Here is a 25106-nt window from a genome sequence, read left to right on the forward strand (position 1 = left end):
CCTGCACCGAATTGATGAAATCCTGGCTCACCTTGGCCTTGTCGTGACCGTAGGGCAGCAGGTGCTCACCCGGAATGTTCAGCGCATCCCCGATTTCCTGGATCGGTTTCTTGTTCGCCTCGCGGGCGATTTCGATGTCGGACTTGAATGCCATCTTGGTGCTGTCCCTGTTGCGGATGGTTTCGCGATGGCCCAGCCATAGCGATGTACCGGACCGCCTGTGAAAGCGAATCCGACCTTTTCTTGCGTAACTGCGGCGAAGGTTGGCCGCGTCAGGAGCCATGTGCCGCTGATCGGAAACCCCAGGCTCCGGCTGGGCGGATGGTGATCCCGTTGCGCCTATAGATCACTTCTGCACGGGCATAGAGCAACACGAACTTTCGTATCGGAAACTTCGGTCTCTATTCGTGGAATTCGGTCAGAAACGCCTTTGGGTCAGCCCTCGGGCTGCCAGGCCCGCTGATCTGGAATGTGCAGGCGCAGGACATCGCCGATCACAACGCTGCCCTCGCGGGCGACAGAGGCGGTCACGCCGCGGCGTCCCGCGGCGGCGGGCTTGAATCCGCGCCCCTTGCCCGGCGCCACCGCTTCGATGCTCTTGGCGGGAAACTGGCAAGGCCGGTTCTGCATATCCACGGTCAGCGTCGCGCCAGAGGGCGCCTGCAGCCTGGACGACGGCGGGACAAAGCTGAAATCCGGCAAGCCACGCAGCACCATCGAGGCGCCCAGCCGCGCCGGATCGATTGCGTCGACCCCGATCAGGGCCGCGATCTCGGCCAGTTCCTCTTCGCTGATGATGCTCAGCTGGCGTTCGTTCCGGATGTCCGTGCCCTTGGGATATTGCGACTTCACCCGCGTGCAGGAAGCCCGCGTCGCCCCGCCGTGCACAGAGCCTGCGACACCCTCAAAGGTCAGGTCCAGCCGCTCACGCGGGTCCGCCAGAAGCTCGGCACGGTCGTCATTCGTCACGACACCCAGCCATGTCACGGTGGCGGTGTAATCGGTGGGCTTGAGCGCGGGCATGGGTGGACCTCTCTAGGGGGCGGAAACGGATCGCCCTGCACGTGTCACGGTAAAGAACATGCGCCGCAAGGGGAACAAGGCCCCGCCATCCGCGGACAGCGGGTAAGCCTTGGGAATCAGCTCGTCATAGGCGGCCACCAACCGGGCGCGCGCCGTGTCGGGCATGGCCCGCAGGATGGGGCGTGCATAGGTCGCTTCTGTAAAGCGGCGCACCGGGTGGCCGTCTTCGCAGGGCGGCAATTTCTGGAAATACTCCGTCTCCCAGAGGCTGATCTCACCCAGACCTTCGAGCAGGTGATAATACTGCGCAGGTTTCTGCACCTCGGGCAGGTGCACCCCCTCCAGTTGGCCGGGGCAGAGCTCTTCTGCAAGCGTGCGCCACAGCCGGTGAGAGGGGGCGTTGTTCTGATGCGGGACCTGAACCGCCAGCACCCCGCCCGGAACCAGCGAGTCCACCAACCCAGGCAAAAACGCCTCGTGCCCGTCGATCCAGTGCAGCGCGGCATTGGAAAAGATCAGCGCCGGGGCCTCTTGCGGCCGCCATTGCGCGATGTCTCTCTCGTCCAACTGGTCATAGACCCCCTGCCCGCGCGCCTGTTCCAGCATCGCCGGAGAGCTGTCGACGCCGATCAGCCTGGCGCCGGTCGTCTTGCAGAACCGCAGGTGCAGATCCGGCGCCACGTCCCCGGCACCACAGCCAAGATCGACCACGTCCCCGCGAGGCAATGGCCCGATCCGCGCCAAAAGGTCCAGCGCGGGCAACAAACGATAACCCCGGAACCTGTGGTAGGTCCCGGGGTCCCAATCGTCTTCTTGCGTCCCGGTCGTCATGCCGAGGGCTCAGGCTCCAGTCCCCCGTCGCCTGAGGGTTTGGACTTGGGCTTGGTCTTGGGGATCGCGGTGACCGAGGGTTTCTCTTCGACCGCGCCAGACCCGCCATCATCGTCACCCGCGTGCGGCGGATCGCCCCGCATCACGCGCTTGATCTCTTCGCCGGTCAGGGTTTCGTATTCCAGAAGCCCCTTTGCCAGCCGCTCCCACTCGTCCTTGCGGTCGGTGAGGATCTGGTAGGCGCGTTCATAGGCTTCCTGGATGAACCGGCGCACCTCGTCCTCGATCAGCTCCTTGGTATGGGCGGAAACCGACAGGCCGGCCGTATTGCCCTGATAACCCTCGTGCGCCTCGGCGTAATCGATGTTGCCGATCTTGTCGGACATGCCCCAGCGCAGCACCATGGCACGGGCCAGCGCGCTGGCCTGCTGGATGTCGCCCGCCGGACCGTTCGAGACGTTTTCCTCACCATACTTGATGATCTCGGCGGCCTTGCCAGCCATGGTCATCGCCATCTTTTCCTCGCACTCGGACTTGTGCCAGTTCAGACGGTCGATTTCCGGCAGACTGACCACCATGCCCAGCGCGCCGCCGCGCGGGATGATCGTCGCCTTGTAGACCGGGTCGCACTGCGGCAGGGCCAACCCGACCACCGCGTGACCGGCCTCGTGGAAGGCGGTCTTTTCCTTCTGGTCGTCGGTCAGGACCATGCTGCGCCGCTCGGCGCCCATCATGACCTTGTCCTTGGCGTTCTCGAAATCTTCCATCGTCACGAAACGGCGGCCGACACGTGCCGCCATCAGCGCCGCTTCGTTCACGAGGTTGGCAAGGTCGGCGCCCGAGAAGCCGGGCGTGCCGCGCGCGATGATGCGCAGGTCCACGTCCGGCCCCAGCGGAGTCTTGCGGGCGTGCACGCCAAGGATCTTTTCGCGGCCCTTGATGTCGGGGTTCGGCACCGTGACCTGACGGTCGAAACGACCGGGACGCAGCAGCGCCGGGTCCAGAACGTCGCGACGGTTGGTGGCCGCCACGATGATGACGCCTTCGTTCGCTTCGAAACCGTCCATCTCGACCAGCAGCTGGTTCAGCGTCTGTTCACGTTCGTCATTGCCGCCGCCATAGCCTTGGCCACGGGCGCGGCCCACGGCGTCAATCTCGTCGATGAAAACGATACAGGGCGCATTCTTCTTGGCTTGCTCGAACATGTCGCGGACACGGCTTGCACCGACACCGACGAACATCTCGACAAAGTCGGAACCCGAGATGGTGAAGAAGGGAACTCCTGCCTCCCCGGCAATCGCGCGGGCCAGTAGCGTCTTACCGGTGCCCGGAGGGCCCACCAGCAGCGCACCCTTGGGAATCTTGCCGCCGAGGCGGCTGAATTTCTGCGGGTTGCGCAGGAATTCCACGATCTCTTCGAGTTCTTCCTTGGCCTCGTCGATGCCGGCCACGTCGTCAAATGTCACGCGGCCATGCTTTTCGGTCAGCAGCTTGGCCTTGGACTTGCCAAAGCCCATCGCCCCGCCTTTGCCGCCGCCCTGCATCCGGTTCATGAAATAGATCCAGACACCGATCAACAGCAGGAAGGGCAGCAAGCTGAGCAGGAAGGACTGGAAGCCGGATTGCTCCTGCGCCTCTGCCTTGACCGGAACGTTGTTGTCCAACAGCAGGTTGGTCAGCTCCGCGTCCTCGGGCTTGATGGTGACATAGTCCTGCCCTTCGTCAGTGCGATAGCGCACCTGCTCGCCGTCGATGGTCACCGAACTGACCTTCTGCGTCTCGACCGCACGGACGAAATCGGAATAGCCGACCTCGCGGCTCTGCAGCGTGGTACCGCCGCCCGAGAACAGGTTGAAGAGCGCCAGGATCAGGAGGAACAGAACGACCCAGAAGGCGATGTTTCTTGCGTTACCCAAGGGGGGAACTCCTTTGTAAGCTTTGCAGGCTCATAGCACAGCGAGTTGCAGTGTAACATAGAGATCGGCGCCCGGGCTTCAATGCGAGAGCAGGAAGTCGCGGAACACCCCGGCGCGGCACAGGCGCGCAGTATTGCCGGGACCGACACCCAGCGCATCGCAGGCCAGCAGGCTGTCGCCCCGCCAGATCGACGGCAATGAGAGAGCGGCGCGAAAGGGCGGTCCGCCTGGTGGTTTCTCTGTGACCTGCCGCCAGCCGTCCTCTCCCAGGGCGCGGATCGTGCAGCCCGCGTAACCGGGCGCCGCTACCTGCCAGCGTCCGTCCCATGCAATTCCCGGGGCAATGACGCCCCCCTCGGCCACAGCGGCCGCCTCTCGGAACATCAGCACCCGGCCCCGATGGTGGATCACCTCACAGCCGTGCAGCGTGCCACTGCCCCCGCTGACCAGACGATCCCGCAGCCCCTCCAGCGCCTCGGCCCGCGGCGCGTATTCCGCACCCGAAACAAAGCGCAGCATGGCGGACAGCAACCGGCGCTGCGTGGCCGTTTCGACTTGTTCGTACCAATCCGGCGCCAGCATCAGTCCGCCCCAGCCTGTCTGCATGCCCACCGCATCCCAGATCGTTGCGGCGCGCATGGCGAGAGCGACACGGTCATCACGCAGGCGGGCCGCCGTGTCGGCCAGGGTATCGGACCCCAGCCCTTCGGCCTGCAACTCGGACAACAGCCGCCGCATCCGCACCCGCCCATAGGCCGGATCCTCGTTCGACGGATCCTCGGCCCAGGGGGTTCTCAGAACCGTCAGGTAGTGACGCAACTCGGCGCGCCCCATGTCCAGGCACGGACGCAGGACCTGCATGCCGCCCACCTCTCGCCGGGCCGACATTGCCGCCAGCCCGTCCACCCCCGAGCCGCGCGCCAGACGCATCAGGAATGTCTCGGCCACGTCGTCGCGCGTATGGGCCATCAGAACATGGGACAAGGCGCCGCGCCATTCGTCGATCAGCGCCAGGCGGCCCCGCCGCGCCGCGTCCATCTTGTTGCCGGCGCCATCCCAGTGCCAGCGCAGCGTGGTATGGGGCCAGCCCAGCGTGGCGCATTCCCCGGCCACCATCGCCGCCTCATCCGCGGACTCGGGCCGCAGCCCGTGATCCACGGTGACCACCCGCAGGCGCACCCCCCAGACACGGGTCCAGTTGTGCGCGAGCGTCAGCATCGCCATGCTGTCCCCGCCACCGGAGACCGCCAAACCAATTTCAGATGGGAAATCAGGGCCAAGCAACTGGCCCATCGCCTCGGCAAACCGCTGGTCGAGGCTCACCGTCTTACTGGCACCCAAGGCTCTGGCGGCTGGCGCTCGCGCGGGCCACGGCATCCGATCCGGGATAGCGCACCGCGACTTCGCCCAGCGTAATGCACGCCTCGCCCACCGAGCCAAGCGCGCCCAGGGCATCGCCCAGACGCCACAGGGCCTCGGGCGCGACCTTGGCATCCGGAAAGCCCGAGTAGGCCGACAGGTAGCGCCGCGCTGCCTCGCGCGTGTCACCCTGCGCCTCCAGCGCGCGGCCCTCCCCGATCAGGGCCGCCGGTTCCAGCGGACCCATCGGGTAAGTTTCCCGGAACTGGGCGAAAAGCATTGCGGCGCCGGCGTAATCGCCCTCGTCCAGTGCCTCCAAAGCAGACCGGAAATCCGCCTCTTCGCTGACGGCCAGCTCGCCGTCGAACGGCAGCGCGTCGGTCGCGGGGGGCGGCGCGGGCTGGTCCGCCACCGGTGCCGGACCTGCATCACCACCGCCCAGTGGGTCGGTCTCGCTCAACCGGCCGACGTCACAGCCGGGTTCCAGCTCGCAGATGCGGAATTTCAGGTCGCCGACCCGGTTGGTGCCGTCCTCGACAACCTGCCCGATGCGGAATTCAAGCTCTTCGGTCTTGGCGGTCAGGCGCTGCAGCTCGCTCTCGATCGCGGTGATCCGGTCCAGCGCGGACCCGCCCACCGCGACAGAGGGCGCGCCGGTGGTGTTCAGCTCGGCGCGCAGCTTGCGCAATTCGACCGTCAGGACCGCAAGGTCCTGTTTGACGTCGGCCAGCGTGTCGCCCTGCTGGGCCGCCGCCATACCGCCTGCCAGAAGACAGGCGCCGAACACCAGACCGCGCAGCATGTCTTACCCCGTCAGGCTGCTGACAGAGATCACGGTCACGGCGCGGCGGTTCTTGGCATAACACGCCTCTTCCGAGCAGATCTCGAGCGGGCGCTCCTTGCCGTAGCTGACGAATTTCAGACGGTTCTGCGGGATGCCCTTGGCCACCAGGTATTCCATCACCGCGTTGGCACGGCGGGCGCCCAGCGCGAGGTTGTATTCCCGCGTACCCTGTTCATCGGCGTGACCTTCGATGATCGCCAGATAGTCGGGGTTGTCCATCAGCCACTTGGCCTGGCCGTCCAGCACCACGCGCGCCTCGGGCGACAGCGACGACTGGTCGACCGCGAACAGAACCCGATCCCCGACGCGGGCCGAGAAATAGGCCGGCGACTTGGGATCATCGACGCTGCCCGGCGCATAGGTTCCCGGGCCGCCCGCACCGCGCGAGGCGTCGTCGCCACCGAACCGCGACGGGTTGGTGCAGGCCGCGGTGGCCAGCGCCGCGCCAATCAGGATGGCCTTGGTGAGATGTTTCATGGATCTTGATCCTGCTCTTGTCGTTGCGCCTTGTCTATCACAGGGCGCAAGATATGGGAATTGACGTCTTATTGCAGCGGCCCCCAGCTGGGGTCCGAGGCGCCCGCCGGGGTGCGCACCCGCTTCAGGTTGCGCCCCGAAATATCGACGGAATACAGCGCGGACGACCCCTGCGCGCCCTGCGTCTCGCGCGAGAACATGATGACGCGGCCATTCGGCGCCCATGTCGGGCCCTCATCCAGGAAAGAGGCGGTCAGCAGGCGTTCCTCGCTGCCATCGGTGCGCATGACACCGATGTGGAACCGGCCCGCGTTCTGCTTGGTAAAGGCGATGCGGTCGCCGCGCGGGCTCCAGACCGGGGTGCCGTATCGCCCTTCGCCGAAACTGATCCGTTGCGCCTCACCGCCCATCGCGGGCATCACGTAAAGTTGCTGGGTGCCGGACCGGTCGCTTTCAAAGACGATCCGCTGGCCGTCGGGTGAGAAACTCGGCGCGGTCTCGATCGAGGGGGCCGAGGTCAGTTGCCGGGTCGCGCCACTGGCAAGGTCCATCGCGTAGATATCCGTGTTCGACCCCTGCGTCAGGGAATAGACCACCATCCGCCCGTCCGGCGAGAACCGCGGCGCAAAGCTCATCACGCCCTCGCCCACCTGCAGGGTCTGGCTGGCCACGTCGCCCACGGTCAGGACACGGATCCGCGGAAAGCCGGTCTGATAGCTGGTATACAGCACCCGCCCGCCATTGGGCGAAAAGCGCGGCGCCAGCACCAGCGACGAGTCGTCGGTCAGGTACTGCACGTTGGCGCCGTCGTAATCCATGATCGCCAGCCGTTTCTGGCGCGCGTCCTTGGGCCCGGTTTCCGAGACAAAGACCACGCGGCTGTCGAAATAGGGCGTCTCACCGGTCAGCCGGCTATAGACTTGGTCGGCGACCTTGTGTGCCAGCCGGCGCCAGCCGCTAGCGTCAGAGGCGAACTGCATCCCCTGCCCCAACTCCTGGCCCGCGAAGACGTCCCAGACCCGGAACTTGACCACGACCCGCCCCGAGGCATCCGCCGAGACCGACCCGGTGATCAGCGCCTGGGCATTGATCGCCTTCCAATCCGCGAACTGCACCGGCGCGCCAAAGCTGCTGACCCGAGCGATATGCGCGTCGCGCGGGATCTCGCGGAAGAGGCCGGTGCCGGTCAGGTCGGCGGCGACAACGCGGCTGATCTCTGCCGCGAACTGTTCGGCGGCCTGGGTTTCGGCAACGAAATCGGGCACCGCGTAGGGCAAGGGCTCGATCACCCCTTCGGTGATCTCGATGCGCAAGGGACCCGATTGGGCCTGGACGGCCACAGGCAGGAAAGCCGTGGCACAGGCGAGGACCAGGGCGGCTAGGCGTGCGATCATCTCGGGAAACCCTCCTTCGGGCGCTGCTCGGACCGGATGCGGCGGGTCTGTGCCCGCCCTGCGTTAACCTATCCTGATTTCCCCCGCCGCAAAACCGGCAATACTGGCCTGCGGAGGGGGAATTTGCGCAGGAACTCGCTCATTCACGGCGCCATTCGTGAGGATCGAAGGTCATCTCGACATCTTTCCACTGTGCGTGCTCTGCGACGCGCAGGTTGTAGCCTTCGCTCCCCTGACACCGCAAAAGGGCACGACGCGCGGATTGAAAGGCCTGGTCTATACCTGCCTTGCTGCCCGGAGAGGCGCTGACCATCTTCACGCTGCCCGGCACGACAGTCCCGTCCGGACGCATGGAAAACGCCAGCGTCACCGCGATGTCACTGGCCTCGCTGTTCACGTCGATCGCCCAGCAACGCTGCACCGCCAGCGCGAAATCCGCCGCGTAGGTTTGCGCAAGGACCGGTCCGGGCGCCGTCAGCAGGCACAGGCCCGCCAGAGCACCGAGGACCCTCACCGCAACCTCATCTGGTCGGGGTTGAAGGTCATCTCGATCTCTTTCCACTGCTCGTATTTCTCGGCAGGCAGATCGTATCCGCCCTTCTCGCAGCGCAGGACCGCGCGCCGCGCGGCCTGGAAAGCGGTCTGCACCGCCGCCGCGCTGCCCTCAGAGGCCCCGACCATGCGCAGGCTGCCGGGCACGACGCGTCCGTCCTGGTCCAGCTCCATGCCCACAGTCACCGTGATGTTCGACGCCTCGGACCCGTTGTCGACGATCCAGCAGGCCTGCACCGCCAGCCGCAACGCCTCGCGTTCGCCCCGTGTCATGGGCGGACCGGCGGGGGCATCGGGCGGCGCGGCGGACAGGGCATCGGCCAGCGCCGAGGTGATGTCGGCGTTGACGTCCGGCAGATCCGGCGCCGAGGGTTCCGGGTCCGGCGTCCCCGCCGGGTCCGGGGCCGCGTCGGGGGCTGGATCGGGACGGGGCGTCGCCGCCTGTGCCACGCGGGGCGTGCGGGCCTGCGGGCGCAGTGATTCCGTTGGGGCGAAACGCGGGCCGCCCTCCGGCACGATTTCCGTCGCGGTCTCGGGCGGCGCGGTGGGGTCACGTTCTTCTTCGACCACCTCGGGGGCGTCGGCCTCGGGGTCCACCGCCTCGACCCGTTCTTCGGCGCGTTCGGTGTTCGGATCGGGTGGCGCCACGGGTTCGCTTGCCACGCGGTCCGCCGGGCGCGCCTGGGGCCGCACAGAGGCACTGGGTGCGCGCGTCGTGGGCACCGGCGCGGGCTGCGGCGCAATCGGCGCCGGCACGGGTTCGGGATCCGGCAGAGGGGCCGGTACGGGCACGGGATCGGGTTCCGGGACCGGCTGGGGCTCCGGCACGGGTTCAGGGTCCGGCTGCGGCTCGGGCTGGGGTTCGGGCTGGGGTTCGGGCGCCGGCTGGGGTTCGGGCTCGGGCTCCGGGACGGGCTCCGGTTCGGGCACGGGGACCGGCTCGGGTTCAGGCTCAGGTTCGGGTTCCGGCTCTGGCGGCGGTGCGACTGGCGTTTCCGCTGCAGGGACAGGATCCGGCACCGGCGGCGCCGTCAGCAGGGCAAAGTCCTCTTCGCTCAGCACGGTCACGTCCGCAACCTGCATCTCGGGCGGGTCCGCCGAGAACACCTTGCCCAGCAGCAGCCAGGCAAACAGCAGGGCATGTGCCCCGCCGGATATGTAGAGATAGCGGTTCATCCGCGCCTCAGCCGCCGTCGGGCCCGTCAAGCGCCGGGCCGCCCACGTCCGTCACAAGGCCGATGGATGAGAACCCGCCCGCGTTCAACGCGCCCATGATCTGGGCCACGTCGCTGTAGGGAACCGAGCCGTCCGCGCGCAGGTAAACCCGGTCGTCCGAGCGTTCCGCCGCAATCGCGCGCAGCCGGTTCACCAGCTCGTCACGCGTGATCTCGGTACTCTGGATCAGCACTTTGCCATCGGCGGACAGCGTCACGGTCAACGGCTCCTGCGGGTCGCTGGGCAGGGCCTGCGCCGCGGTCTTGGGCAGTTCCACCGGCACGCCCACGGTCAGCAGCGGCGCCGCCACCATGAAGATGATGAGCAACACAAGCATGACGTCCACGAAGGGCGTCACGTTGATTTCGGCCATCGGCTGCGCGCGGCTTCTGCGCGATCCGCGCCGCCGCTTGCCGCCTCCGGATTTGACGACCCCCGCACCCATCGCTCAGGAATCCAGCTGGCGCGAGAGGATGGTGGCGAATTCGTCGGCGAAGGCCTCGTAGTTGCCCACGATCCGATCCGCATCGGCAGAGAACTTGTTGTAGAAAATCACCGCCGGGATCGCCGCCAGCAGGCCGAGGCCCGTGGCCAGCAGCGCCTCGGCGATACCGGGCGCGACGACCACCAGCGAGGTGTTCTGCTGTTCCGCGATCTGAATGAAGGCGTGCATGATGCCGAAAACCGTCCCGAACAGCCCGATAAAGGGCGCGGTCGACCCGACCGTCGCCAGAACAGGCAGCCCGCGTTGCAACTGGTCCGCTTCTTTCTGGATCGCCACGTCCATCGACCTGTCGATCCGGCTTTGCGCGTTGGCAATCAGCCCGCCGTCCTCTCGGTGACTGCGGCGCCATTCCATCATTCCGGCGGCAAAGACCCGTTCCGAGCGCCCCGAAGGTTCGGGCCCCAACTGTTCGAACAGCTCGTCCAGCGGTTCTCCGGACCAGAAGGCGCGGTCGAATCGCGTCGCCTCGCGCCGGGCGCGGCGGTAGCTGACGAATTTCTCGATGATGATCGCCCAGGCCCAGACCGAGGCGACGATCAGCAACAGCATGACGAGTTTGACCGTCAGCGTCGCGCGCATGAAAAGACCCCAGAAGGAGAAATCGATCTCCGAGGCGAGGGCAAGCGTTCCTGCTTCCATAGACCTGCTCATTTCCTGTAGGCCCCTGTGACCGGGGCTCTGATTACCGGGATATGTAGCCGATTTGCAGGGGAAAGGCCAACAATATGGCACCCGGTGGCCCATGAAGCGTCAAATGGGCGGTTCCATGCCGGACACGAAGGGCGACTCGCCGTTTTGGCGCAGCCGCGAACCGTGTTAGATTGGCGCGTCGGACACGACCAGGAGGTTTCATGCCCCGCCCGCTCTGTCTCATCATTGGCCACGGACCCGGCCTCGGCGCCGCTTATGCACAGGCATTCATGGATGCCGGATACGACCTGGCGCTGCTCAGTCGTTCCGGCGCGCGGTTCGAAGGTCGTGCGCAGCCGGGGGCCGAGGTCGCGGCCTCACCCTGCGATGCGGCCGATCCCGCAGCGCTGTCTCGCGTCCTCGACCAGGTCACCCGCGATCATGGCCCGCCCGAGGTGATGATCTACAATGCCGATCTTGCCATGTTCGGAACGCTTGATGACCTCGACGAGGCGCAATTCGAGCAAAGCTGGCAGGTCGCGGCACTCGGGCTTTATACCGCCGCCCGCAAGCCGGGCCGCGCAATGGCGGTGCGCGGATCGGGCACGATCATCGTCTCCGGCGCCACCGCCGCAACGCGCGGACAGGACTGGACGACCGCCTTTGCGCCCGCCAAGGCAGCCCAGCGTATCCTGGCGCAATCCCTCGCCAAGCAGCTTGGCCCCAAGGGGGTCCACGTGGCCTATATCCTTATCGACGGAGTGATCGACACCGCCGACACCCGTGCCGATTTCGCCAAGGGGAAACCGGATGACTTCTTCATCCAGCCCGCGCGTATCGCGGACACCGCGGTGATGCTGACGCGGCAGGATCGCTCTGCCTGGTCCTTCGAGATCGACCTTCGCCCTTTCGGCGAGACCTGGTAACGCGGGCAGCCTGTCGGTCAGGCCGGGGCACGGCGCCAGGTCCGGACCAGTGCCAGCAGCTGCACGCCCTGCCCTGCCTGCGTCTGCGCCGCCTCCCGCGCGGCCGCCGCGCACGCCTTCCGGTAACGCGCCAGGTTTGCCGCGTTGCGGTCCAGAGGGCGGCCATCGGGGTCATGACGCCGGTAAGCGCGCATCATTCCTTCCGAAAACACAGGTTGCATCTTTTTATCTCCCGAAACACTTTGATGGCCTCGAAATACGCTCGTGACGACAGGAAACCGAGTCAGGAAGATTTCCAAAACAATAGCTGAACTATCATAATGCCCGACTGGCGCAGCCTGCCCTCCCTCTCGGCCCTCCGGGCCTTCGACCTCACCGCCCGCGAGGGCAGTTTCGCCAGCGCCGCACGGGCGCTGAACGTCACCCATGCCGCCATCGCCCAGCAGGTGCGCGCGCTGGAAAGGGAGATCGGCGTCACGCTGCTTCGCCGCGCCGGGCGCAGCGTGACCCTGACCGAGGAGGGCGTGCGGCTTGCCAGCGGGCTTGGCGAAGGCTTTGACACCATCGAACAGGCGATCGAGACCGCCCGAGCGCAGGTCGGCGCACGGCCAGTGCAGATCGCCTCGACCATATTCATCGCGCAATCCATCGTTCTGCCCCGGCTGGATGATTTCTGGGCCCGACACCCCGAGGTGCGGGTTGCGGTATCACCCTCACAAATGACGACGGACCTGGTCGCCGGGGGCTTTGACCTGGCCATCCGGGCCAGCGAAACCACACCGCACTGGCCGGATGCGGATTTCGAACTGTTGCTGGAGTCCGAGGTCATTGCCGTCGGCGCGCCCTCCGTCGTGACGGACGACATGCCGCCGCTCGATCGCCTGCCCTGGGTCTGGTCACCGGGGGCCGACCACCAGGAACGCCCCATGCGGGCCTTCGGCCTCGACCCCGAAAAGCTGCGCAATGCGGACCTCGGCGTGCCCTTCCTGCAATTGAACATCGTGCGAAGCGGGCTTGGCCTGATCTTTGCACCCGAGATCAACGTGCGGCAGGACCTCGCCGCCGGAACGCTTCGCCGCGTCCCCATGCCCTCGCCGTTCTCGATGGGCTATTATGCCGTCACGCCCAAGGGGCCAGTGCGGCCACAGACACGGGTCTTCATCGAATGGCTGAAAGGCGTCGTGCGAGAGGAGTCGTCCTTGCCGAAACCGGGCCGCCAAGCAGGTCCCAAGCGGGACACAGGTTAAACGAAGGCAAAATCGTCGCTGTAACCCGCTGCGAACGTCACGTCGTTATGCTGTCCGCGCGCGGACAGCACTCAATGCACACGTTGCCGCAAGGCCGCCGGAAGGCGCGCGGGCTGCCCTTCGCGGGTGACGCAGACCGCCGTGACCTCGGCCCGAAAGATCACCTCTTCCCCTCGCACAACCTCTTGCGACATGACCAGCCGCACGCCGGTCATGCTCTTGACTGTCGTCCGAACCTCGAGCGCGTCATCGTATTTCGCGGTCATGAGGTAATCCGCCTCGATCCGCCGCACGACAAAGACGATCCCCTCATCCTCGCGCATGGCGTTCTGGTCCAACCCCTGTTCCTTGACCCAGTCGCTGCGCGCACGTTCGATGAATTTCAAATAGTTGGCGTGGTAGACGATCCCCGCCATATCGGTGTCTTCATAGTAGACGCGGATCGGAAAACGGTGGGTCATGGGCTGGTCTCGCTTGCGGAAGTGCCCAAGCCCTAGCCGCCGCCGCCCGGCGGCGCAAGCCGGGCGCAGGTGTCAGCGCTTGCGCCGCCCGCCGGCACTGCGGCTGTGAAACGCGGGTGGCCGCTTGGCGACCCAGGCCAGGAATTTCGCCATCTCGGGGTGCGCGCGCAGTTTCTCGACCGTGCTCAGGTCGCGCGCCAGCTCCGCTTCGGTGAACCGGGCGTGGATCTCGCTGTGACAGATCTGGTGCAACAGGACCACCGGCCCGCCCTTGCCGCCCTTCAGCCGTGGCACGAGGTGGTGCAGGCTCTGCCGGGCCTCCGGCGGAATGCGGCGCAGGCACAACGGACAAATCGGTTCTGATCCCTGTTCCAAATCGCTCCCCTTGTGGCCGGTACTGGCATTGGGCAAGAGAATGTGACGACGACGCCAAGGATCAAGCCCAATGGATTTCGACCTCACCAACCAGCCCGAGATCGTGCAGCAGGCCTATGCCTATGTCCTGCAGGGCGGGGAGATCGCGCATGAATGGCTGGTCTCGCCCGCCGCCTGGTCGCAGTTCGGACTTCTGGCCGCCGCCTTCCTGCTGGCCTGGTTGCTGACACGGCGCCTGCGGCCCTGGCTGACCCGTGTCCTGACGCCAGAGGCCTCGCGCCAGTCGCTGATGGCCTCGACACGCCGGTTCCTGCTGATCTTCGTTCCGCTGCTGCTGCCGCTCCTGGCCTGGGCCTTTACCGGCATCGGCGAAAGCCTGACCCGGGCAATCTTCAACTCGGGCGCGGTGATCGCCTTCGGCAAGCGCGTCTTCCTGCTGCTGGCCGCGCGCATCCTGGTGCGCGAGATCGTGCAGGACGGGTTCCTCAAGGTGCTGGGCCGGATGATCCTGCTGCCGGTCATGGCACTTTATGCCGTGGGCCTGCTGGACGTGGCCACGGAACGCCTGAACGAGCTGACCGTGAGCCTGGGCAATATCGAATTCACCTTGATGTCTGTGATCCGCGGCGTCATCGCCGGGTCGATCCTGTTCTGGCTGGGCCGCTGGTCCAACGATCAGACCGGCGCCTATATCCACAAGCAGGAGGACATGCGCCCGGCCACCCGGCAACTGGCGGCAAAGGCCGCCGAATTCAGCATTTTCGGCCTCGCCTTCCTGCTGCTGATGAACATCGTCGGCATTCCCCTGACCTCTCTCGCGGTCCTGGGCGGTGCCATCGGCGTCGGGCTTGGCCTTGGCCTGCAAAAGATCGCCTCGAACTATATCTCGGGCATCATCCTGTTGCTGGAAGGGCAGGCCACCGTGGGCGACTATGTCGAGCTGGACAGCGGCGAGGCGGGCACCATCGTGAAAACGACCGCACGGGCGATGATCCTGGAAACCTACGATGGCCGCTGGATTGTCGTCCCGAACGAGGATTTCATCACCACCCGCGTCATCAACTATTCCGACCAGGGCAGCGCCAACCGCTACGAGGCGCCCTTTTCGGTCAGCTACAAGACCGACATCAACCTTGTCCCCGATATCGTCGAGGCGGCGGTGGCCAAGCATCCCGGGGTGCTGGACACGCCCTTTCCGCCGGATTGCGAACTGCGCGGCTTTGGCGACTCGGGCGTGGATTTCGCGGTGGAGTTCTGGGTCAACGGGATCGACGACGGGGCGAACAAATATACCTCTGACGTGTTGTTCCTGATCTGGAACGCCCTCAAGGAACACGACATCGAGATCCCCTACCCCCACCGCGTCATCCAGTTGCAGCGCTCGACCGAAAGCCCCGCGCCCGAGGCGCAGGAGGCGTGACGGGACGGGCGCTTGTCATCGGCGGGGGGCCCGCCGGGCTCATGGCCGCCGATGCCCTGCTGAGCGCAGGCCATGCCGTGACCCTGGCCGAGGCCAAACCCTCGCTGGCGCGCAAGCTGCTGATGGCCGGAAAATCCGGGCTGAACCTGACCCGGATGGAAGAGCCAGCCCGCTTTCTGGCCGCCTATGGCGCGGCAGCGCCGGATATGGCGCCGATGATCAGCGCCTTCGGCCCTGGGGACGTCTCGGCTTGGGCCGAGGGGCTGGGCCAGAAGACTTTTACCGGCTCGACCCTGCGGCTTTTCCCCGAGGTCATGAAGGCCTCTCCCCTGCTGCGTGCCTGGCTTGCCCGGCTGGACGGTATGGGGCTGAAGGTGCGGACCCGCTGGCGCTGGCTGGGCTGGGACAAGGACGGCGGGCTGTGCTTTGACACCCCCGAAGGAAAACAGAGCGAGCATCCCGACGTCACCGTGCTGGCCCTGGGCGGCGCCAGCTGGGCGCGGCTAGGGTCGGACGGGGTATGGGCCGGGCATTTCCGGCAAGCCGGCCTTCCGGTCACGCCTTTTGCCCCCTCCAATGCCGGGCTGGCGGTGGACTGGTCCGACCACATGAAACGGCATTTTGGCGAACCGCTGAAGAATATCTCGCTCACGGCCGGGGACAGGACCAACCGCGGCGAGGTGGTGATCTCTGCCCGCGGGCTGGAAGGCGGTGGCATCTACCCCCTGACGCCCGCGCTGCGGACGGGCCACCCCCTGCGGATCGACCTGAAGCCGGGCATGGACATCCCGACACTGACGGCACGTCTGTCCCGCCCGCGCGGCAAGCAGAGCAGGGCCAATGCCCTGCGCAAGGCCCTGGGGCTGACACCCGCCGCGCAGGCCCTGCTGATGGAATTTGCGCGCCCCCTGCCGGATGACCCGCAGGCGCTGGCCAAGGTCGTCAAATCACTGGAGTTGCGCGGGGCAAGGCCCCGACCGATGGACGAGGCGATTTCGACCGCGGGCGGCGTGCCCTTCGCGGCGCTGGACAGCGGCCTGATGCTGCGCGACCTGCCCGGCACCTTTTGCGCGGGCGAAATGCTGGACTGGGAAGCGCCGACAGGCGGCTACCTGCTGACCGGCTGCCTGGCCACCGGGCTTTGGGCCGGGCGCCACGCGGCCGAATGGGCAACCGCAAAACCTGCGCGCGATCAGGACCGCTGAGGCCGCACCTTACTGGATCGACTGACCGGGCGTCGACCAGGCGAGAGAGATCCGGCGGTTCCGCGCCCGCCCCTCCGGCGTCGCATTGTCTGCAACCGGCCGATCGGGGCCATAGCCCAGCACCTCCATCGCGACCTCAGGGACGCCACGCTTGGCGATCTCTGTCGCCACGACTTCGGCGCGCAGGCGGCTCAGCATCCGGTTGACACCCTCGGCGCCGAAATTGTCCGTGTGCCCCTCGACCCGCAGGCGCAGCCCGCCCCGCCCCACGCAAACCCGAGCCACCGCCGACAGCGCGTTTACGCCCCGGATCGAACGCGCATCCAGCCGCGTCTCACCCGAGAGGAACCGCACCGGCTCATCGCTTTCGGCCAGGCGGCTCTGCCGGGCGCATTCGGCCACGGAGGGCGCAAATTCCAGCAGCGGCAACCAGTAGCCCGCCAGAAAGACCTGCTCTGCGCCCAGGGCCACGTTCTGGCGCCGGGTGTCGGTGGGCGGGTAATCTTGCAGCACGGACAGCGTCAGCCTGTCATTCGGCCCCAGAGCGGCACGGGTCGCTGCCTCGATCTGTTCCAGGTCGACGCCGGGGGACAACACGCCCTCGACAGTGAGTTTCCCCACGGCAAGCGTGATGGTCAGCGTCTCCGCCTCACCCAGCCACGGAGCGACGGCCTTCAAAAAAGGGGCGGCGCGCGGCAGCGCGGTCTCCTGATCCTGCTGAATCGCACCGTCGGCAGGCGGCAGGCCAAGCAGCCCGGCAATCGCGGCCGCATCCAGATCGACGGGCAGCACACCATCGAGCGACAGCCCCGTTTCAGGATGATAGGTCAGGGTCGCATCCGGGTCGCGGCCATCGTCCTGCAGTTCGATATAGCTGCGCAGGTCAGCGCCCTGCGGCAGCGCCGCAAGACGCGTCTCGACCCGAACGGCACTGTCCGGATCTGCCAGAACCGCGTCCAACGTGATGGACGCCTCTTCCAGCAGGATGCCGCCCTCGATGACCTCGGCAAAGGCGTCCTGCACCGCCGCCATGCTGGCAGCCCAGCCAAGCGTGTCCGGATAAGGCGCCTGCGACAGGCGAGAGACGTCGGCGCCCAGCGCCTTGGAAAGCTCCTCGGGCGGGATACCCTCAGGCAGCACACCCGAGGCCATGACCGCGCCATTCAACCGATCGAGCTGCAGCCAGAAGGGCTGTGGCGGGGTCTCGGGCAGTTGCGACACGTCCAGCCGGTAGCTGGCGGGCATATCCGCACGCAGGGCCGTCAACGCCTTGTCCATCTCCGCACCGCCACGCAGGCTGGTCAGGACCACGGCACCGGGCGTCACCAGTGCAATCCCCTGCTCTGCCGCCGCAAGAACCTTGATGGCGCCGGTCATGGCAGGCCCCAGATCCGGCAGGTCCGGATCGACCGGACCAGCCACCAGCGCGTTGTCCTGCACACTGTCAAATGCGCCTGTCAGGGCTTGAACGTTCAGCCCCGGCGGCAGCTTGCCCCGCAGCGAAACACCTCGGCGCGGGTGACGCTCTGCCACCAGCAGGAAAGGCGCGCCATCGTCACGCACGCTGATCTCTCGCTTGATCGACAGGCTCTTGGGCAGCGTGTCGAGCCGCGCCGCCACCGCCCGCGCCTCGGCCGACCAGAGCGCCTCGCCCCGGATCGTGCCGCTGGTCCCGCTGACGTCAACCTCTGCCCGGTGCAGCAATGCCGCGCTTTCAGCCAGGACCAGCAGGGCCTTGTCCCAGTCGCCAAAAGGCGCCCCGCGGGCCACCTGCAAGGGCGTGACCGGCGCACCCGTGACCCGCCCCAACGCCTCGGCAGTGGTGGCTGCGGTGACATGACCGCCAAGCCGAGTGCCCTTGTCATCCTTGCCCAGGCTGAAGGTGAACCGCCCGACGCGGGGCAGAACCTCCAGCTTGGCGCGCAGTTCTTCGACACCGTCGATGGCGCGCAGCGCGCGTTCGATGGCGCGCCGGTCCGCGTTGCTTTGCACCAGCCCCTCGACCGTGAGCACACGTCCCTTGACCGTCAGAACGGGTGGATCGGGATAGTCGGCCAGCAAGACCGTGGCCTGCGCGCGCAGCCCGGCCTCGATGGTCGGCTCGTCACTGGGGACCTGAAACAGTCCAAGCCCGGCCAGGGTCAGGAAGATGACCAGCGCGCCGATGGCTTCGACAAGCGCCTTGGCCGTCATCGGATCAGATCGCGGCCTTGCGGCTCTCGTCCAGGTAAATCTCGCGCAAGCGCAAGGCGCGCTGTCCCGGCGTACCATCGCCCAGCGCCACGCCGTCGATCTCGACCACCGGCATCACGAAGGTCGAGGCGGAGGTTATGAAAGCCTCATCGGCGCCCTGCGCTTCCTCGATGGTGAAATTGCGCTCTTCGACCTCCATCTGCGCCTCTTTCGCAAAGCGCAGGACGGCAGCGCGGGTGATCCCGTGCAGGATGTCATTGGACAGCGCCCGGGTGACGATCTTGTTGCCCTTGATGAAATAGGCGTTGTTCGATGTCCCCTCGGTCACGAAACCGTCCTCGACCATCCAGGCGTCATCCGCTCCGGCCTTCTTGGCCATCATCTTGCCCATAGATGGATAGAGCAGCTGCACCGTCTTGATATCGCGGCGGCCCCAGCGGGCATCCTCGATCGAGATCACCTTGATGCCGGTCTTCGCTGCCGGGCTTTCCGCCAGGCCGGGCTTGTTCTGGGTGAACAGGACGATGGTCGGCGGCGTGGTTTCCGGGTCGGGAAAGACGAAATCGCGGTCGTCCGGGGCGCCCCGCGTGATCTGCAGATAAACCAGCCCGTCGACGATCCCGTTCTGCTCCACCAGGTCGCGGTGGATCTGCAGCAGCTCCTCGGGTGTGACCGGGCTGTCCATTTCCAATTCGTCCAGCGAACGCTGCAGCCGTTTCGCGTGGCCCTCGAAATCGATCAGTTTGCCGCCCAGGACAGAGGTCACCTCATAGACGCCATCGGCCATCAGAAAGGCCCGGTCGAAGATAGAGACCTTGGCCTCGGTCTCGGGCAGGTAGTCTCCATTGACATAGACGGTACGGGTCATCAGCGTGGTCCTTGAAACTGTTATGGGTCTTGTAGGCAGGCGGCTTGCGGGCCGCAAGTGTCGCGGTTCCTTTGGCGCCCGGCCTGCCATCCTTTGGAACGATTCCAAAGGTGAAACCGACGATCCGGACAAGGCGGCGACGCCGGTCGTACTGTGGCACATGGTCAAATTCGTCGTGATACGCGTGCCGGGGTCAGGCCCGCCCGCACTGGCTGGCGCGCCAAATCGCTTTGCCACGAAATAGGCCGCGCTCGCGCGGATCGAAGAGGTCGAAAAGGATCACCGCAAGGCACATCACATCTGTCTCGACGTGATCCGGGTCCAAGAGCCTTTGCAGGACAATCTGACCCGCCTGGGCGTCCTGGCCTAACCCCACAGCCTCTGCGGTGGCGGATGCACCCCCCTCTCGTCGAACTGCAACGGCGTTTCGCGGTCCTCCGCCAGCAACAAAGGTCCGTCCAGGTCGGTGACAAGCGCCCCCTGGGCCACCAGAACCGCCGGCGCCATCGCCAGCGATGAGCCGACCATGCAGCCCACCATGACATCATACCCCTCTGCCAATGCCGCGTCGCGCAGGGCTAGCGCCTCGGTCAGGCCGCCGGTCTTGTCCAGCTTGATATTCACCACGTCGTACTTGCCCTTGAGCGCGGGCAAAGAGGCACGGTCATGACAGCTTTCGTCGGCGCAGACGGGCACCGGGCGCTCCATCCCGATCAGCGCCTCGTCCTCGCCCGCAGGCAGCGGTTGCTCGACCAGCGCCACCCCCAGCCGCACCAGGTGCGGCGCAAGATCGGCGTAGACCTCGGCGCTCCAGCCTTCGTTGGCATCGACGATGATCCGCGCCTCCGGCGCGCCACGGCGCACCGCCTCCAGCCGGGGCATGTCATCGGCCGTACCCAGCTTGATCTTCAGCAGGGGCCGCGCAGCGTGTTTGCGCGCCGATGCCTCCATGTTCTCGGGCGTGTCCAGCGACAGGGTATAGGCGGTGATTTCCGGTCCCGGCTTCGCCAGACCGGCCAGCTCCCACACCCGTTGCCCGGCGGCCTTGGCCTCCAGATCCCAAAGCGCGCAATCCACCGCGTTGCGCGCCGCCCCGGCAGGCAGAGCCTCTTGCAGCGCCATGCGGGAAATCCCCGAGGGCAGGGCCTCGATCTCGGCGGTCACACTGTCCAGCGTTTCATCGTAGCGGGCGTAGGGCACGCATTCGCCCCATCCCATGACCTTGCCGCGCGTGACCCGCACGGTCAGAACCTGCGCCTCGGTCCGGCTGCCACGTGAAATGGTAAAGGCCTCGGCCAGCCGGAACACATCCCGTGAAACACTGATTGTCATGCCCGTCCTCCCTGCTTCTTCTTGGTTCAAATACCCCGGGTCCGCAATTGGCCACCCCAGGGCGACGCATCAATGGATGCGCCCCAAGGGACGGCGGGCGGGGCGTCTTTCGCGCCCAAGGCGCGAAACAGCGTCCGGCCGCAGGCCGGACCGCCCGATGTCAGAGCGCGGCCAGCGCCTCGGCCAGCCGGTCGGCGCCGTGGCGGAACGGGTCCACGGTCGGCAGGCCAAGCCGGGCTTCGACCTCTTCGCAATAACGCACCGCCTCGTCCTCGCCCATGTGCTGCGTGTTGATCGACACGCCGACCACCTGGCAGCCGGGATTGGCGACCTTCGCCAGCGACATCGACAGGTCCCGCACCTCTTCCAGCGTGGGCAGGCCATAGTCCGGCAGACCGCGCATATGGGTGCGCGTCGGCTCGTGGCACAGGATCAGCGCGTCGGGCTGGCCGCCGTGGATCAGCGCCATCGTCACGCCGGAGAACGAGACGTGGAACAGGCTGCCCTGTCCCTCGATCACGTCCCAGTGGTCGGGATCGTTGTCGGGCGTCAGCCATTCGATGCTGCCGGCCATGAAATCCGCCACAACCGCGTCCAGCGGCACGCCGTCGCCGGTGATCAGGATACCGGTCTGGCCCGTGGCGCGGAAGGTCGATTTCATGCCCCGGTCGCGCATCGCCTTGTCCAGCGCCAGCGTGGTATACATCTTGCCCACCGAACAATCGGTGCCCACCGCCAGCACCCGCTTGCCGCCGCGCTTCTTGCCATCGGCAATCGGATAGTCGACCTCGGGCACCCGCACGTCGTGCAGAGCGCGGCCCGTGGCCTCGGCCACAGCCTTCAGGTCGGGCTCGTCACGCAGCAGGTTGTGCAGTCCCGAGGCGAGGTCAAAGCCCTCTTCCAGCGCCTCGACCAGCACCTTCTTCCAGACCTGGCTGATCTTGCCACCCCGGTTGGCCACGCCGATCACCAAGGTCTTGGCCCCCGCATCCTTGGCCGCCGCAAGGTCCATGTCCGGCAGGCCCAGGTCGGCCTTGCAACCGTCCAGGCGCAATTGGCCGACGCAGTTTTCGGGCCGCCAGTCGCGGATTCCCTGGGCCACCTTGGCCGCCAGCGGGTCGGGCGCATCGCCCAGGAACAGCAGATAGGGTGTCTCGATCATGGACGCCTCCGAAGTCAGAATTTGCCCGACCATGCCTGAGTCGTTGCCGAACTGCCTTGCGTTCCTGCGCCAATTTGCGGAAATCTTCGACGTTTCTTGCGCATTCTGGGAAAACTGCCGAAGAATCGTGCATCAAGGCAGGAATGCCGCCCTGCAGCGAAATTCCCTTGCAGAGTGCTGCGCAGTTTTATAACCCGCATACCGAGGTATACGCAATTTTCTGACCGAAAGGCCCTGCCCCATGTCCTTCCGCATCCAGCCTGCCGCCCCTGCCCGCCCCAACCGCTGCCAGCTGTTCGGCCCCGGCTCGCGCCCGGCGATCTTTGAAAAAATGGCAGGCTCGGCGGCCGATGTCATCAACCTCGACCTCGAGGATTCCGTGGCCCCCACCGACAAGGACAGCGCGCGCGCCAATGTCATCAAGGCCATCGGCGAGGTTGACTGGGGCAACAAGACCCTGTCCGTCCGCATCAACGGGCTGGACACGCCCTATTGGTACCGCGACGTCGTGGACCTGCTGGAACAGGCCTCTGAACGGTTGGACCAGATCATGATTCCCAAGGTCGGCTGCGCCGGGGACATCTATGCCGTCGACGCGCTGGTGACGGCGGTGGAACGCGCCAAAGGCCGGACCAAGCCGATCAAGTTCGAAGTCATCATCGAAAGCGCCGCCGGCATCGCCCATGTCGAAGAGATCGCCGCCGCCTCGCCACGGCTGGAGGCGATGAGCCTCGGCGCCGCCGATTTCGCTGCCTCGATGGGCATGGCGACCACCGGCATCGGCGGCACGCAGGAAAACTACTACATGATCCGCGAGGGGCAAAAGCACTGGTCGGATCCCTGGCACTGGGCCCAGGCCGCGATTGTCGCCGCCTGCCGCACCCACGGCGTGCTGCCCGTGGACGGACCCTTCGGAGATTTCAGCGATGACGAGGGCTTCCGCGCGCAGGCGCTGCGCTCGGCCACGCTGGGCATGGTCGGCAAATGGGCGATCCATCCGAAACAGGTGGCGCTGGCCAACGCGGTCTTTACCCCCACCGAAGAGGCCGTGACCGAAGCGCGCGAGATCCTCGCCGCGATGGAAGAAGCCAAGGCCAAGGGCGAAGGCGCCACGGTCTACAAGGGCCGGCTGGTCGACATCGCCTCGATCAAGCAGGCCGAGGTGATCGTGCGCCAGTCCGAGATGATCGCCGCCAATTGACCTGTCGGGCCGGGCTTGTGCGCCCGGCCCTACCCTGCCCGGGTCTGGCCCGCCTTGCGCAGACGTGTCAGCAAGGCAGTCTTGGCCGCGCTCAGCGCCTCGTCGTCCAGATCAGACCGGTTGAGCGCCAGCAGGTCCGCCGCGGCCTCCGCCGGTTGCACGTTTTGCCGCGCGAGGGGCCGCAACCCGGCGGATGACACGCCCAGCCGGTCCAGCGCCACGCCCAGCGGCCCCAATGGATCGCCGCCGCAGTCCTCCAATCTCGTCGACGACACGTCGGCCTGTCCCGCCAGTCGTTCCGCCACCATCGCGACAATGGCGCCCAGGTCTGCCGCGTCGCGAAAGCGGTTGGCAAATTGCTCTGACCCCTCTGTCACCCGCTGGCTGCGCAGGAGTTGCCAGTAGAGGCTTTTCAGCCAGGCCTCCGGCGCGCGGGTGGTGAACCAGATCGACAAAGACGGGTTTGGCAGGTGATCTGAGAGGACCTCGGCCATCTGCCCCAGCAGCTCTGGCGCTGCGGCATAGGTGGTCACGGATTTGCGCCCCGGCAACAAACCGCAGAGATGCTCCGAGCTGACAAGCAGCGGACGCGGATCGCCCGGGTCGATGCCCTGGGCAAACTCCGTCACGGCTGCGCGAAATGCCGCGATGCGCTTGGCGTTGGCGCCCACCGACACGCGACGCGCGGCGAAATTCACCGGCTCGATGTCATGCGGCAGTACCAGGCGCAGGCGTGGCGCCAGGACCGCATGTTCCGCCTCTGCCCCGCGTTGCAGGCTGGTGGTGCCGGTCTTGTGAAAGCCGGGATGGATCAGTACCCGCATGGCCCCTCCTGTCTGCCCGAAAAACGCTCAGGCCCGCTCATCCTTGGGAGACCCCATGACAACATAGGATGTCAGTGTGCGGACCTGCGGCAACGCCCCCAGGATGTCGGTATGGAAATGCTTGTAGGCCGCCAGGTCCGCCACCTCGACCCGTAGCAGGTATTCCACCGGCCCTGTGATGTTGTGACATTCACGCACCTGGGACGCCGCCGCCATCGCCTGTTCAAAGGCCAGCTGCGAGGGCTTGGTATGCTGGTTCAACCCCACGGTGATATAGGCGGTAAAGCCGATGCCCCGCTTTTCGGCACTGAGCACCGCGCGATAGCCCCGGATCACCCCGGCCTTTTCCAGCGCCTGCGTGCGGCGCAGGCAGGCCGACGGCGAGAGGCCCACCCGATCTGCGAGGGCCAGGTTGCTCAGCCGCCCGTCGGCGGACAACTCTCGCAATATCTTGCGATCAATGGCATCCATTTCGATCATTAATTGCATGCTTACCCGATACGCGCCGCAGTTCGCAACAAAATCGCACGCAGATACCGTAAGAATTGCGCCATGACACTCGAGTTGTTCCTTGCCCTTGCGCTTTTTGCCGCCGCCACCGTGTTCTCACCCGGACCGAACAACCTGATGCTGATGACATCCGGGGCGAATTTCGGCCTGCGCCGGACCCTGCCCCACCTGGCGGGTGTGGCCTATGGGTTTCCTCTGATGATCCTGCCGGTGGGCCTGGGCGTGATGCAGATCTTCGAGATCTGGCCCTTTGCCAACACGCTGCTCAAGGTCGTCTCGATCCTTTACCTGCTGTGGCTGGCCTGGAAGATCGCCAACCAGGCGGCACCGGGAGCGGCGGGTAGCAATGCCCGGCCGCTCAGCTTCTTGCAGGCGGCGGCCTTTCAGTGGGTCAACCCCAAGGCCTGGTCGATGGCCCTGGGCGCGATCACGCTTTATGCCGCCAGCCGCGACCTTGTCGCCGTGGCCTGGGTCTCTGGCACCTATGCGGTGATCGGCACCGTCTCTGCCGTGACCTGGACGGTCCTTGGCACCGGCCTGCGCCGCTGGCTGGACAAACCTGGACGGCTGCGCCTGTTCAACTGGAGCATGGCGGCGATCCTGCTGGCCGCGATGGTGCCGGTGCTGTTCGGCTGA

At 66.3% G+C, this 25106-nt stretch carries 27 protein-coding genes; 6 read left to right on the top strand and 21 right to left on the bottom strand.

The features are described from left to right. The 12 genes from KZZ07_RS20860 to tolQ form a co-directional block, all read right to left on the bottom strand. A partial coding sequence (locus KZZ07_RS20860; RefSeq protein WP_219517017.1) for a formate--tetrahydrofolate ligase occupies nt 1-154 on the bottom strand: 154 nt, incomplete at its 3' end. Between the two features lie 281 nt (nt 155-435). Further along, a complete protein-coding gene (locus KZZ07_RS20865; protein WP_219516899.1) occupies nt 436-1023 on the bottom strand; it encodes an MOSC domain-containing protein in 588 nt (195 codons plus the stop codon). Nucleotides 1024-1035: 12 nt separating this feature from the next. Next, nucleotides 1036-1854, bottom strand: coding sequence for a methyltransferase domain-containing protein (locus tag KZZ07_RS20870; protein WP_219516900.1), 819 nt, complete (start codon nt 1852-1854; stop codon nt 1036-1038). Next, entirely contained in the window at nt 1851-3770 is a 1920-nt protein-coding gene (gene ftsH, locus KZZ07_RS20875) for an ATP-dependent zinc metalloprotease FtsH (protein WP_219516901.1), read from the bottom strand. The genes KZZ07_RS20870 and ftsH overlap by 4 nt, the downstream gene beginning before the upstream one ends. Before the next feature lie 78 nt (nt 3771-3848). Then, nucleotides 3849-5147, bottom strand: a complete 1299-nt coding sequence (gene tilS, locus KZZ07_RS20880; protein WP_219516902.1) for a tRNA lysidine(34) synthetase TilS — start codon at nt 5145-5147, stop codon at nt 3849-3851. Then, entirely contained in the window at nt 5098-5931 is an 834-nt protein-coding gene (locus tag KZZ07_RS20885) for a tetratricopeptide repeat protein (protein ID WP_219516903.1), read from the bottom strand. Before KZZ07_RS20885 ends, tilS begins: the two co-directional genes overlap by 50 nt. A gap of 3 nt (nt 5932-5934) precedes the next feature. Next, nucleotides 5935-6450 carry a peptidoglycan-associated lipoprotein Pal gene (gene pal, locus KZZ07_RS20890; protein ID WP_219516904.1) on the bottom strand — a complete coding sequence of 172 codons (516 nt, stop codon included), beginning with the start codon at nt 6448-6450 and terminating at the stop codon, nt 5935-5937. Between the two features lie 68 nt (nt 6451-6518). Beyond that, nucleotides 6519-7844 carry a Tol-Pal system beta propeller repeat protein TolB gene (gene tolB / locus KZZ07_RS20895; RefSeq protein WP_219516905.1) on the bottom strand — a complete coding sequence of 442 codons (1326 nt, stop codon included), beginning with the start codon at nt 7842-7844 and terminating at the stop codon, nt 6519-6521. Nucleotides 7845-7983: 139 nt separating this feature from the next. After that, a complete protein-coding gene (gene tolA, locus KZZ07_RS20900; protein WP_219516907.1) occupies nt 7984-8358 on the bottom strand; it encodes a cell envelope integrity protein TolA in 375 nt (124 codons plus the stop codon). Next, nucleotides 8355-9572, bottom strand: a complete 1218-nt coding sequence (tolA, locus tag KZZ07_RS20905; protein ID WP_219516908.1) for a cell envelope integrity protein TolA — start codon at nt 9570-9572, stop codon at nt 8355-8357. The genes tolA (KZZ07_RS20900) and tolA (KZZ07_RS20905) overlap by 4 nt, the downstream gene beginning before the upstream one ends. A 7-nt stretch (nt 9573-9579) precedes the next feature. Continuing rightward, nucleotides 9580-10056 carry a protein TolR gene (gene tolR / locus KZZ07_RS20910; RefSeq protein WP_219516909.1) on the bottom strand — a complete coding sequence of 159 codons (477 nt, stop codon included), beginning with the start codon at nt 10054-10056 and terminating at the stop codon, nt 9580-9582. A gap of 3 nt (nt 10057-10059) precedes the next feature. Continuing rightward, the gene (gene tolQ / locus KZZ07_RS20915) at nt 10060-10755 is read right to left on the bottom strand and encodes a protein TolQ (RefSeq protein WP_219516910.1); all 696 of its coding nucleotides are present in this window, start codon (nt 10753-10755) and stop codon (nt 10060-10062) included. A 212-nt stretch (nt 10756-10967) separates the two neighbouring features. On the opposite strand from tolQ, the gene KZZ07_RS20920 reads away from it, so the two are divergent. Further along, on the top strand, nt 10968-11672 hold the full coding sequence (locus KZZ07_RS20920; RefSeq protein ID WP_219516911.1) for an SDR family NAD(P)-dependent oxidoreductase: 705 nt from the start codon (nt 10968-10970) through the stop codon (nt 11670-11672). A gap of 17 nt (nt 11673-11689) precedes the next feature. Here the strand turns inward: KZZ07_RS20920 and KZZ07_RS20925 are convergent, their stop codons facing one another. Next, nucleotides 11690-11893: a hypothetical protein gene (locus tag KZZ07_RS20925; protein WP_219516912.1), complete on the bottom strand. Its 204-nt coding sequence runs from the start codon at nt 11891-11893 to the stop codon at nt 11690-11692. A 99-nt stretch (nt 11894-11992) separates the two neighbouring features. Between KZZ07_RS20925 and KZZ07_RS20930 the strand changes: the two genes are divergently transcribed. Then, nucleotides 11993-12919, top strand: coding sequence for a LysR family transcriptional regulator (locus KZZ07_RS20930; RefSeq protein ID WP_219516913.1), 927 nt, complete (start codon nt 11993-11995; stop codon nt 12917-12919). A 71-nt stretch (nt 12920-12990) separates the two neighbouring features. Here the strand turns inward: KZZ07_RS20930 and ybgC are convergent, their stop codons facing one another. Together ybgC and KZZ07_RS20940 are read right to left on the bottom strand one after the other, a co-directional pair. After that, a complete protein-coding gene (gene ybgC / locus KZZ07_RS20935; RefSeq protein WP_219516914.1) occupies nt 12991-13380 on the bottom strand; it encodes a tol-pal system-associated acyl-CoA thioesterase in 390 nt (129 codons plus the stop codon). A gap of 72 nt (nt 13381-13452) precedes the next feature. After that, a complete protein-coding gene (locus KZZ07_RS20940) occupies nt 13453-13755 on the bottom strand; it encodes an HNH endonuclease family protein (protein WP_219516916.1) in 303 nt (100 codons plus the stop codon). A 70-nt stretch (nt 13756-13825) separates the two neighbouring features. Between KZZ07_RS20940 and KZZ07_RS20945 the strand changes: the two genes are divergently transcribed. Together KZZ07_RS20945 and KZZ07_RS20950 are read left to right on the top strand one after the other, a co-directional pair. Next, complete coding sequence (locus KZZ07_RS20945) at nt 13826-15175, top strand: mechanosensitive ion channel family protein (protein ID WP_219516918.1); 1350 nt, start codon at nt 13826-13828, stop codon at nt 15173-15175. Beyond that, nucleotides 15172-16380, top strand: coding sequence for a TIGR03862 family flavoprotein (locus KZZ07_RS20950; protein ID WP_370631212.1), 1209 nt, complete (start codon nt 15172-15174; stop codon nt 16378-16380). The genes KZZ07_RS20945 and KZZ07_RS20950 overlap by 4 nt, the downstream gene beginning before the upstream one ends. A 9-nt stretch (nt 16381-16389) precedes the next feature. Here KZZ07_RS20950 and KZZ07_RS20955 read toward each other — a convergent pair whose 3' ends face one another. From KZZ07_RS20955 to dgcN, 4 genes are all read right to left on the bottom strand, one after another. After that, nucleotides 16390-18573 carry an OmpA family protein gene (locus KZZ07_RS20955; protein WP_219516920.1) on the bottom strand — a complete coding sequence of 728 codons (2184 nt, stop codon included), beginning with the start codon at nt 18571-18573 and terminating at the stop codon, nt 16390-16392. A gap of 4 nt (nt 18574-18577) precedes the next feature. Beyond that, nucleotides 18578-19441: a D-amino-acid transaminase gene (locus KZZ07_RS20960; protein WP_219516922.1), complete on the bottom strand. Its 864-nt coding sequence runs from the start codon at nt 19439-19441 to the stop codon at nt 18578-18580. 366 nt (nt 19442-19807) lie between these two features. Further along, complete coding sequence (dgcA, locus tag KZZ07_RS20965; RefSeq protein WP_219516925.1) at nt 19808-20773, bottom strand: N-acetyl-D-Glu racemase DgcA; 966 nt, start codon at nt 20771-20773, stop codon at nt 19808-19810. Between the two features lie 160 nt (nt 20774-20933). Further along, nucleotides 20934-21935, bottom strand: a complete 1002-nt coding sequence (gene dgcN, locus KZZ07_RS20970) for an N-acetyltransferase DgcN (protein ID WP_219516926.1) — start codon at nt 21933-21935, stop codon at nt 20934-20936. Between the two features lie 241 nt (nt 21936-22176). Here dgcN and KZZ07_RS20975 point away from each other — a divergent pair, with 241 nt between their 5' ends. After that, a complete protein-coding gene (locus tag KZZ07_RS20975; RefSeq protein ID WP_219516927.1) occupies nt 22177-23136 on the top strand; it encodes an L-malyl-CoA/beta-methylmalyl-CoA lyase in 960 nt (319 codons plus the stop codon). 29 nt (nt 23137-23165) lie between these two features. Here KZZ07_RS20975 and KZZ07_RS20980 read toward each other — a convergent pair whose 3' ends face one another. Further along, nucleotides 23166-23960: a hypothetical protein gene (locus KZZ07_RS20980; protein ID WP_219516928.1), complete on the bottom strand. Its 795-nt coding sequence runs from the start codon at nt 23958-23960 to the stop codon at nt 23166-23168. Nucleotides 23961-23987: 27 nt separating this feature from the next. Continuing rightward, nucleotides 23988-24440, bottom strand: a complete 453-nt coding sequence (locus KZZ07_RS20985; protein ID WP_219516929.1) for an Lrp/AsnC family transcriptional regulator — start codon at nt 24438-24440, stop codon at nt 23988-23990. A 72-nt stretch (nt 24441-24512) separates the two neighbouring features. Between KZZ07_RS20985 and KZZ07_RS20990 the strand changes: the two genes are divergently transcribed. Next, a complete protein-coding gene (locus KZZ07_RS20990; RefSeq protein WP_219516930.1) occupies nt 24513-25106 on the top strand; it encodes a LysE family translocator in 594 nt (197 codons plus the stop codon).

Source organism: Mameliella sp. CS4, assembly GCF_019392335.1.
GTDB lineage: Bacteria > Pseudomonadota > Alphaproteobacteria > Rhodobacterales > Rhodobacteraceae > Antarctobacter.

Excerpts from the sequence above, each read along its gene's own strand:
- ybgC (WP_219516914.1), bottom strand. The coding sequence starts at position 13,380 with ATGACCCACCGTTTTCCGATCCGCGTCTACTATGAAGACACCGATATG.
- tolQ (WP_219516910.1), bottom strand. The coding sequence starts at position 10,755 with ATGGAAGCAGGAACGCTTGCCCTCGCCTCGGAGATCGATTTCTCCTTC.
- KZZ07_RS20870 (WP_219516900.1), bottom strand. The coding sequence starts at position 1,854 with ATGACGACCGGGACGCAAGAAGACGATTGGGACCCCGGGACCTACCAC.
- KZZ07_RS20980 (WP_219516928.1), bottom strand. The coding sequence starts at position 23,960 with ATGCGGGTACTGATCCATCCCGGCTTTCACAAGACCGGCACCACCAGC.
- KZZ07_RS20955 (WP_219516920.1), bottom strand. The coding sequence starts at position 18,573 with ATGACGGCCAAGGCGCTTGTCGAAGCCATCGGCGCGCTGGTCATCTTC.
- KZZ07_RS20865 (WP_219516899.1), bottom strand. The coding sequence starts at position 1,023 with ATGCCCGCGCTCAAGCCCACCGATTACACCGCCACCGTGACATGGCTG.
- KZZ07_RS20985 (WP_219516929.1), bottom strand. The coding sequence starts at position 24,440 with ATGATCGAAATGGATGCCATTGATCGCAAGATATTGCGAGAGTTGTCC.
- KZZ07_RS20945 (WP_219516918.1), top strand. The coding sequence starts at position 13,826 with ATGGATTTCGACCTCACCAACCAGCCCGAGATCGTGCAGCAGGCCTAT.
- KZZ07_RS20930 (WP_219516913.1), top strand. The coding sequence starts at position 11,993 with ATGCCCGACTGGCGCAGCCTGCCCTCCCTCTCGGCCCTCCGGGCCTTC.
- dgcA (WP_219516925.1), bottom strand. The coding sequence starts at position 20,773 with ATGACAATCAGTGTTTCACGGGATGTGTTCCGGCTGGCCGAGGCCTTT.
- tolB (WP_219516905.1), bottom strand. The coding sequence starts at position 7,844 with ATGATCGCACGCCTAGCCGCCCTGGTCCTCGCCTGTGCCACGGCTTTC.
- KZZ07_RS20925 (WP_219516912.1), bottom strand. The coding sequence starts at position 11,893 with ATGCAACCTGTGTTTTCGGAAGGAATGATGCGCGCTTACCGGCGTCAT.
- KZZ07_RS20990 (WP_219516930.1), top strand. The coding sequence starts at position 24,513 with ATGACACTCGAGTTGTTCCTTGCCCTTGCGCTTTTTGCCGCCGCCACC.
- pal (WP_219516904.1), bottom strand. The coding sequence starts at position 6,450 with ATGAAACATCTCACCAAGGCCATCCTGATTGGCGCGGCGCTGGCCACC.
- dgcN (WP_219516926.1), bottom strand. The coding sequence starts at position 21,935 with ATGATCGAGACACCCTATCTGCTGTTCCTGGGCGATGCGCCCGACCCG.
- tolA (WP_219516908.1), bottom strand. The coding sequence starts at position 9,572 with ATGAACCGCTATCTCTACATATCCGGCGGGGCACATGCCCTGCTGTTT.
- KZZ07_RS20975 (WP_219516927.1), top strand. The coding sequence starts at position 22,177 with ATGTCCTTCCGCATCCAGCCTGCCGCCCCTGCCCGCCCCAACCGCTGC.
- KZZ07_RS20920 (WP_219516911.1), top strand. The coding sequence starts at position 10,968 with ATGCCCCGCCCGCTCTGTCTCATCATTGGCCACGGACCCGGCCTCGGC.
- tolR (WP_219516909.1), bottom strand. The coding sequence starts at position 10,056 with ATGGGTGCGGGGGTCGTCAAATCCGGAGGCGGCAAGCGGCGGCGCGGA.
- KZZ07_RS20885 (WP_219516903.1), bottom strand. The coding sequence starts at position 5,931 with ATGCTGCGCGGTCTGGTGTTCGGCGCCTGTCTTCTGGCAGGCGGTATG.
- KZZ07_RS20960 (WP_219516922.1), bottom strand. The coding sequence starts at position 19,441 with ATGACCCGTACCGTCTATGTCAATGGAGACTACCTGCCCGAGACCGAG.
- tilS (WP_219516902.1), bottom strand. The coding sequence starts at position 5,147 with ATGCCGTGGCCCGCGCGAGCGCCAGCCGCCAGAGCCTTGGGTGCCAGT.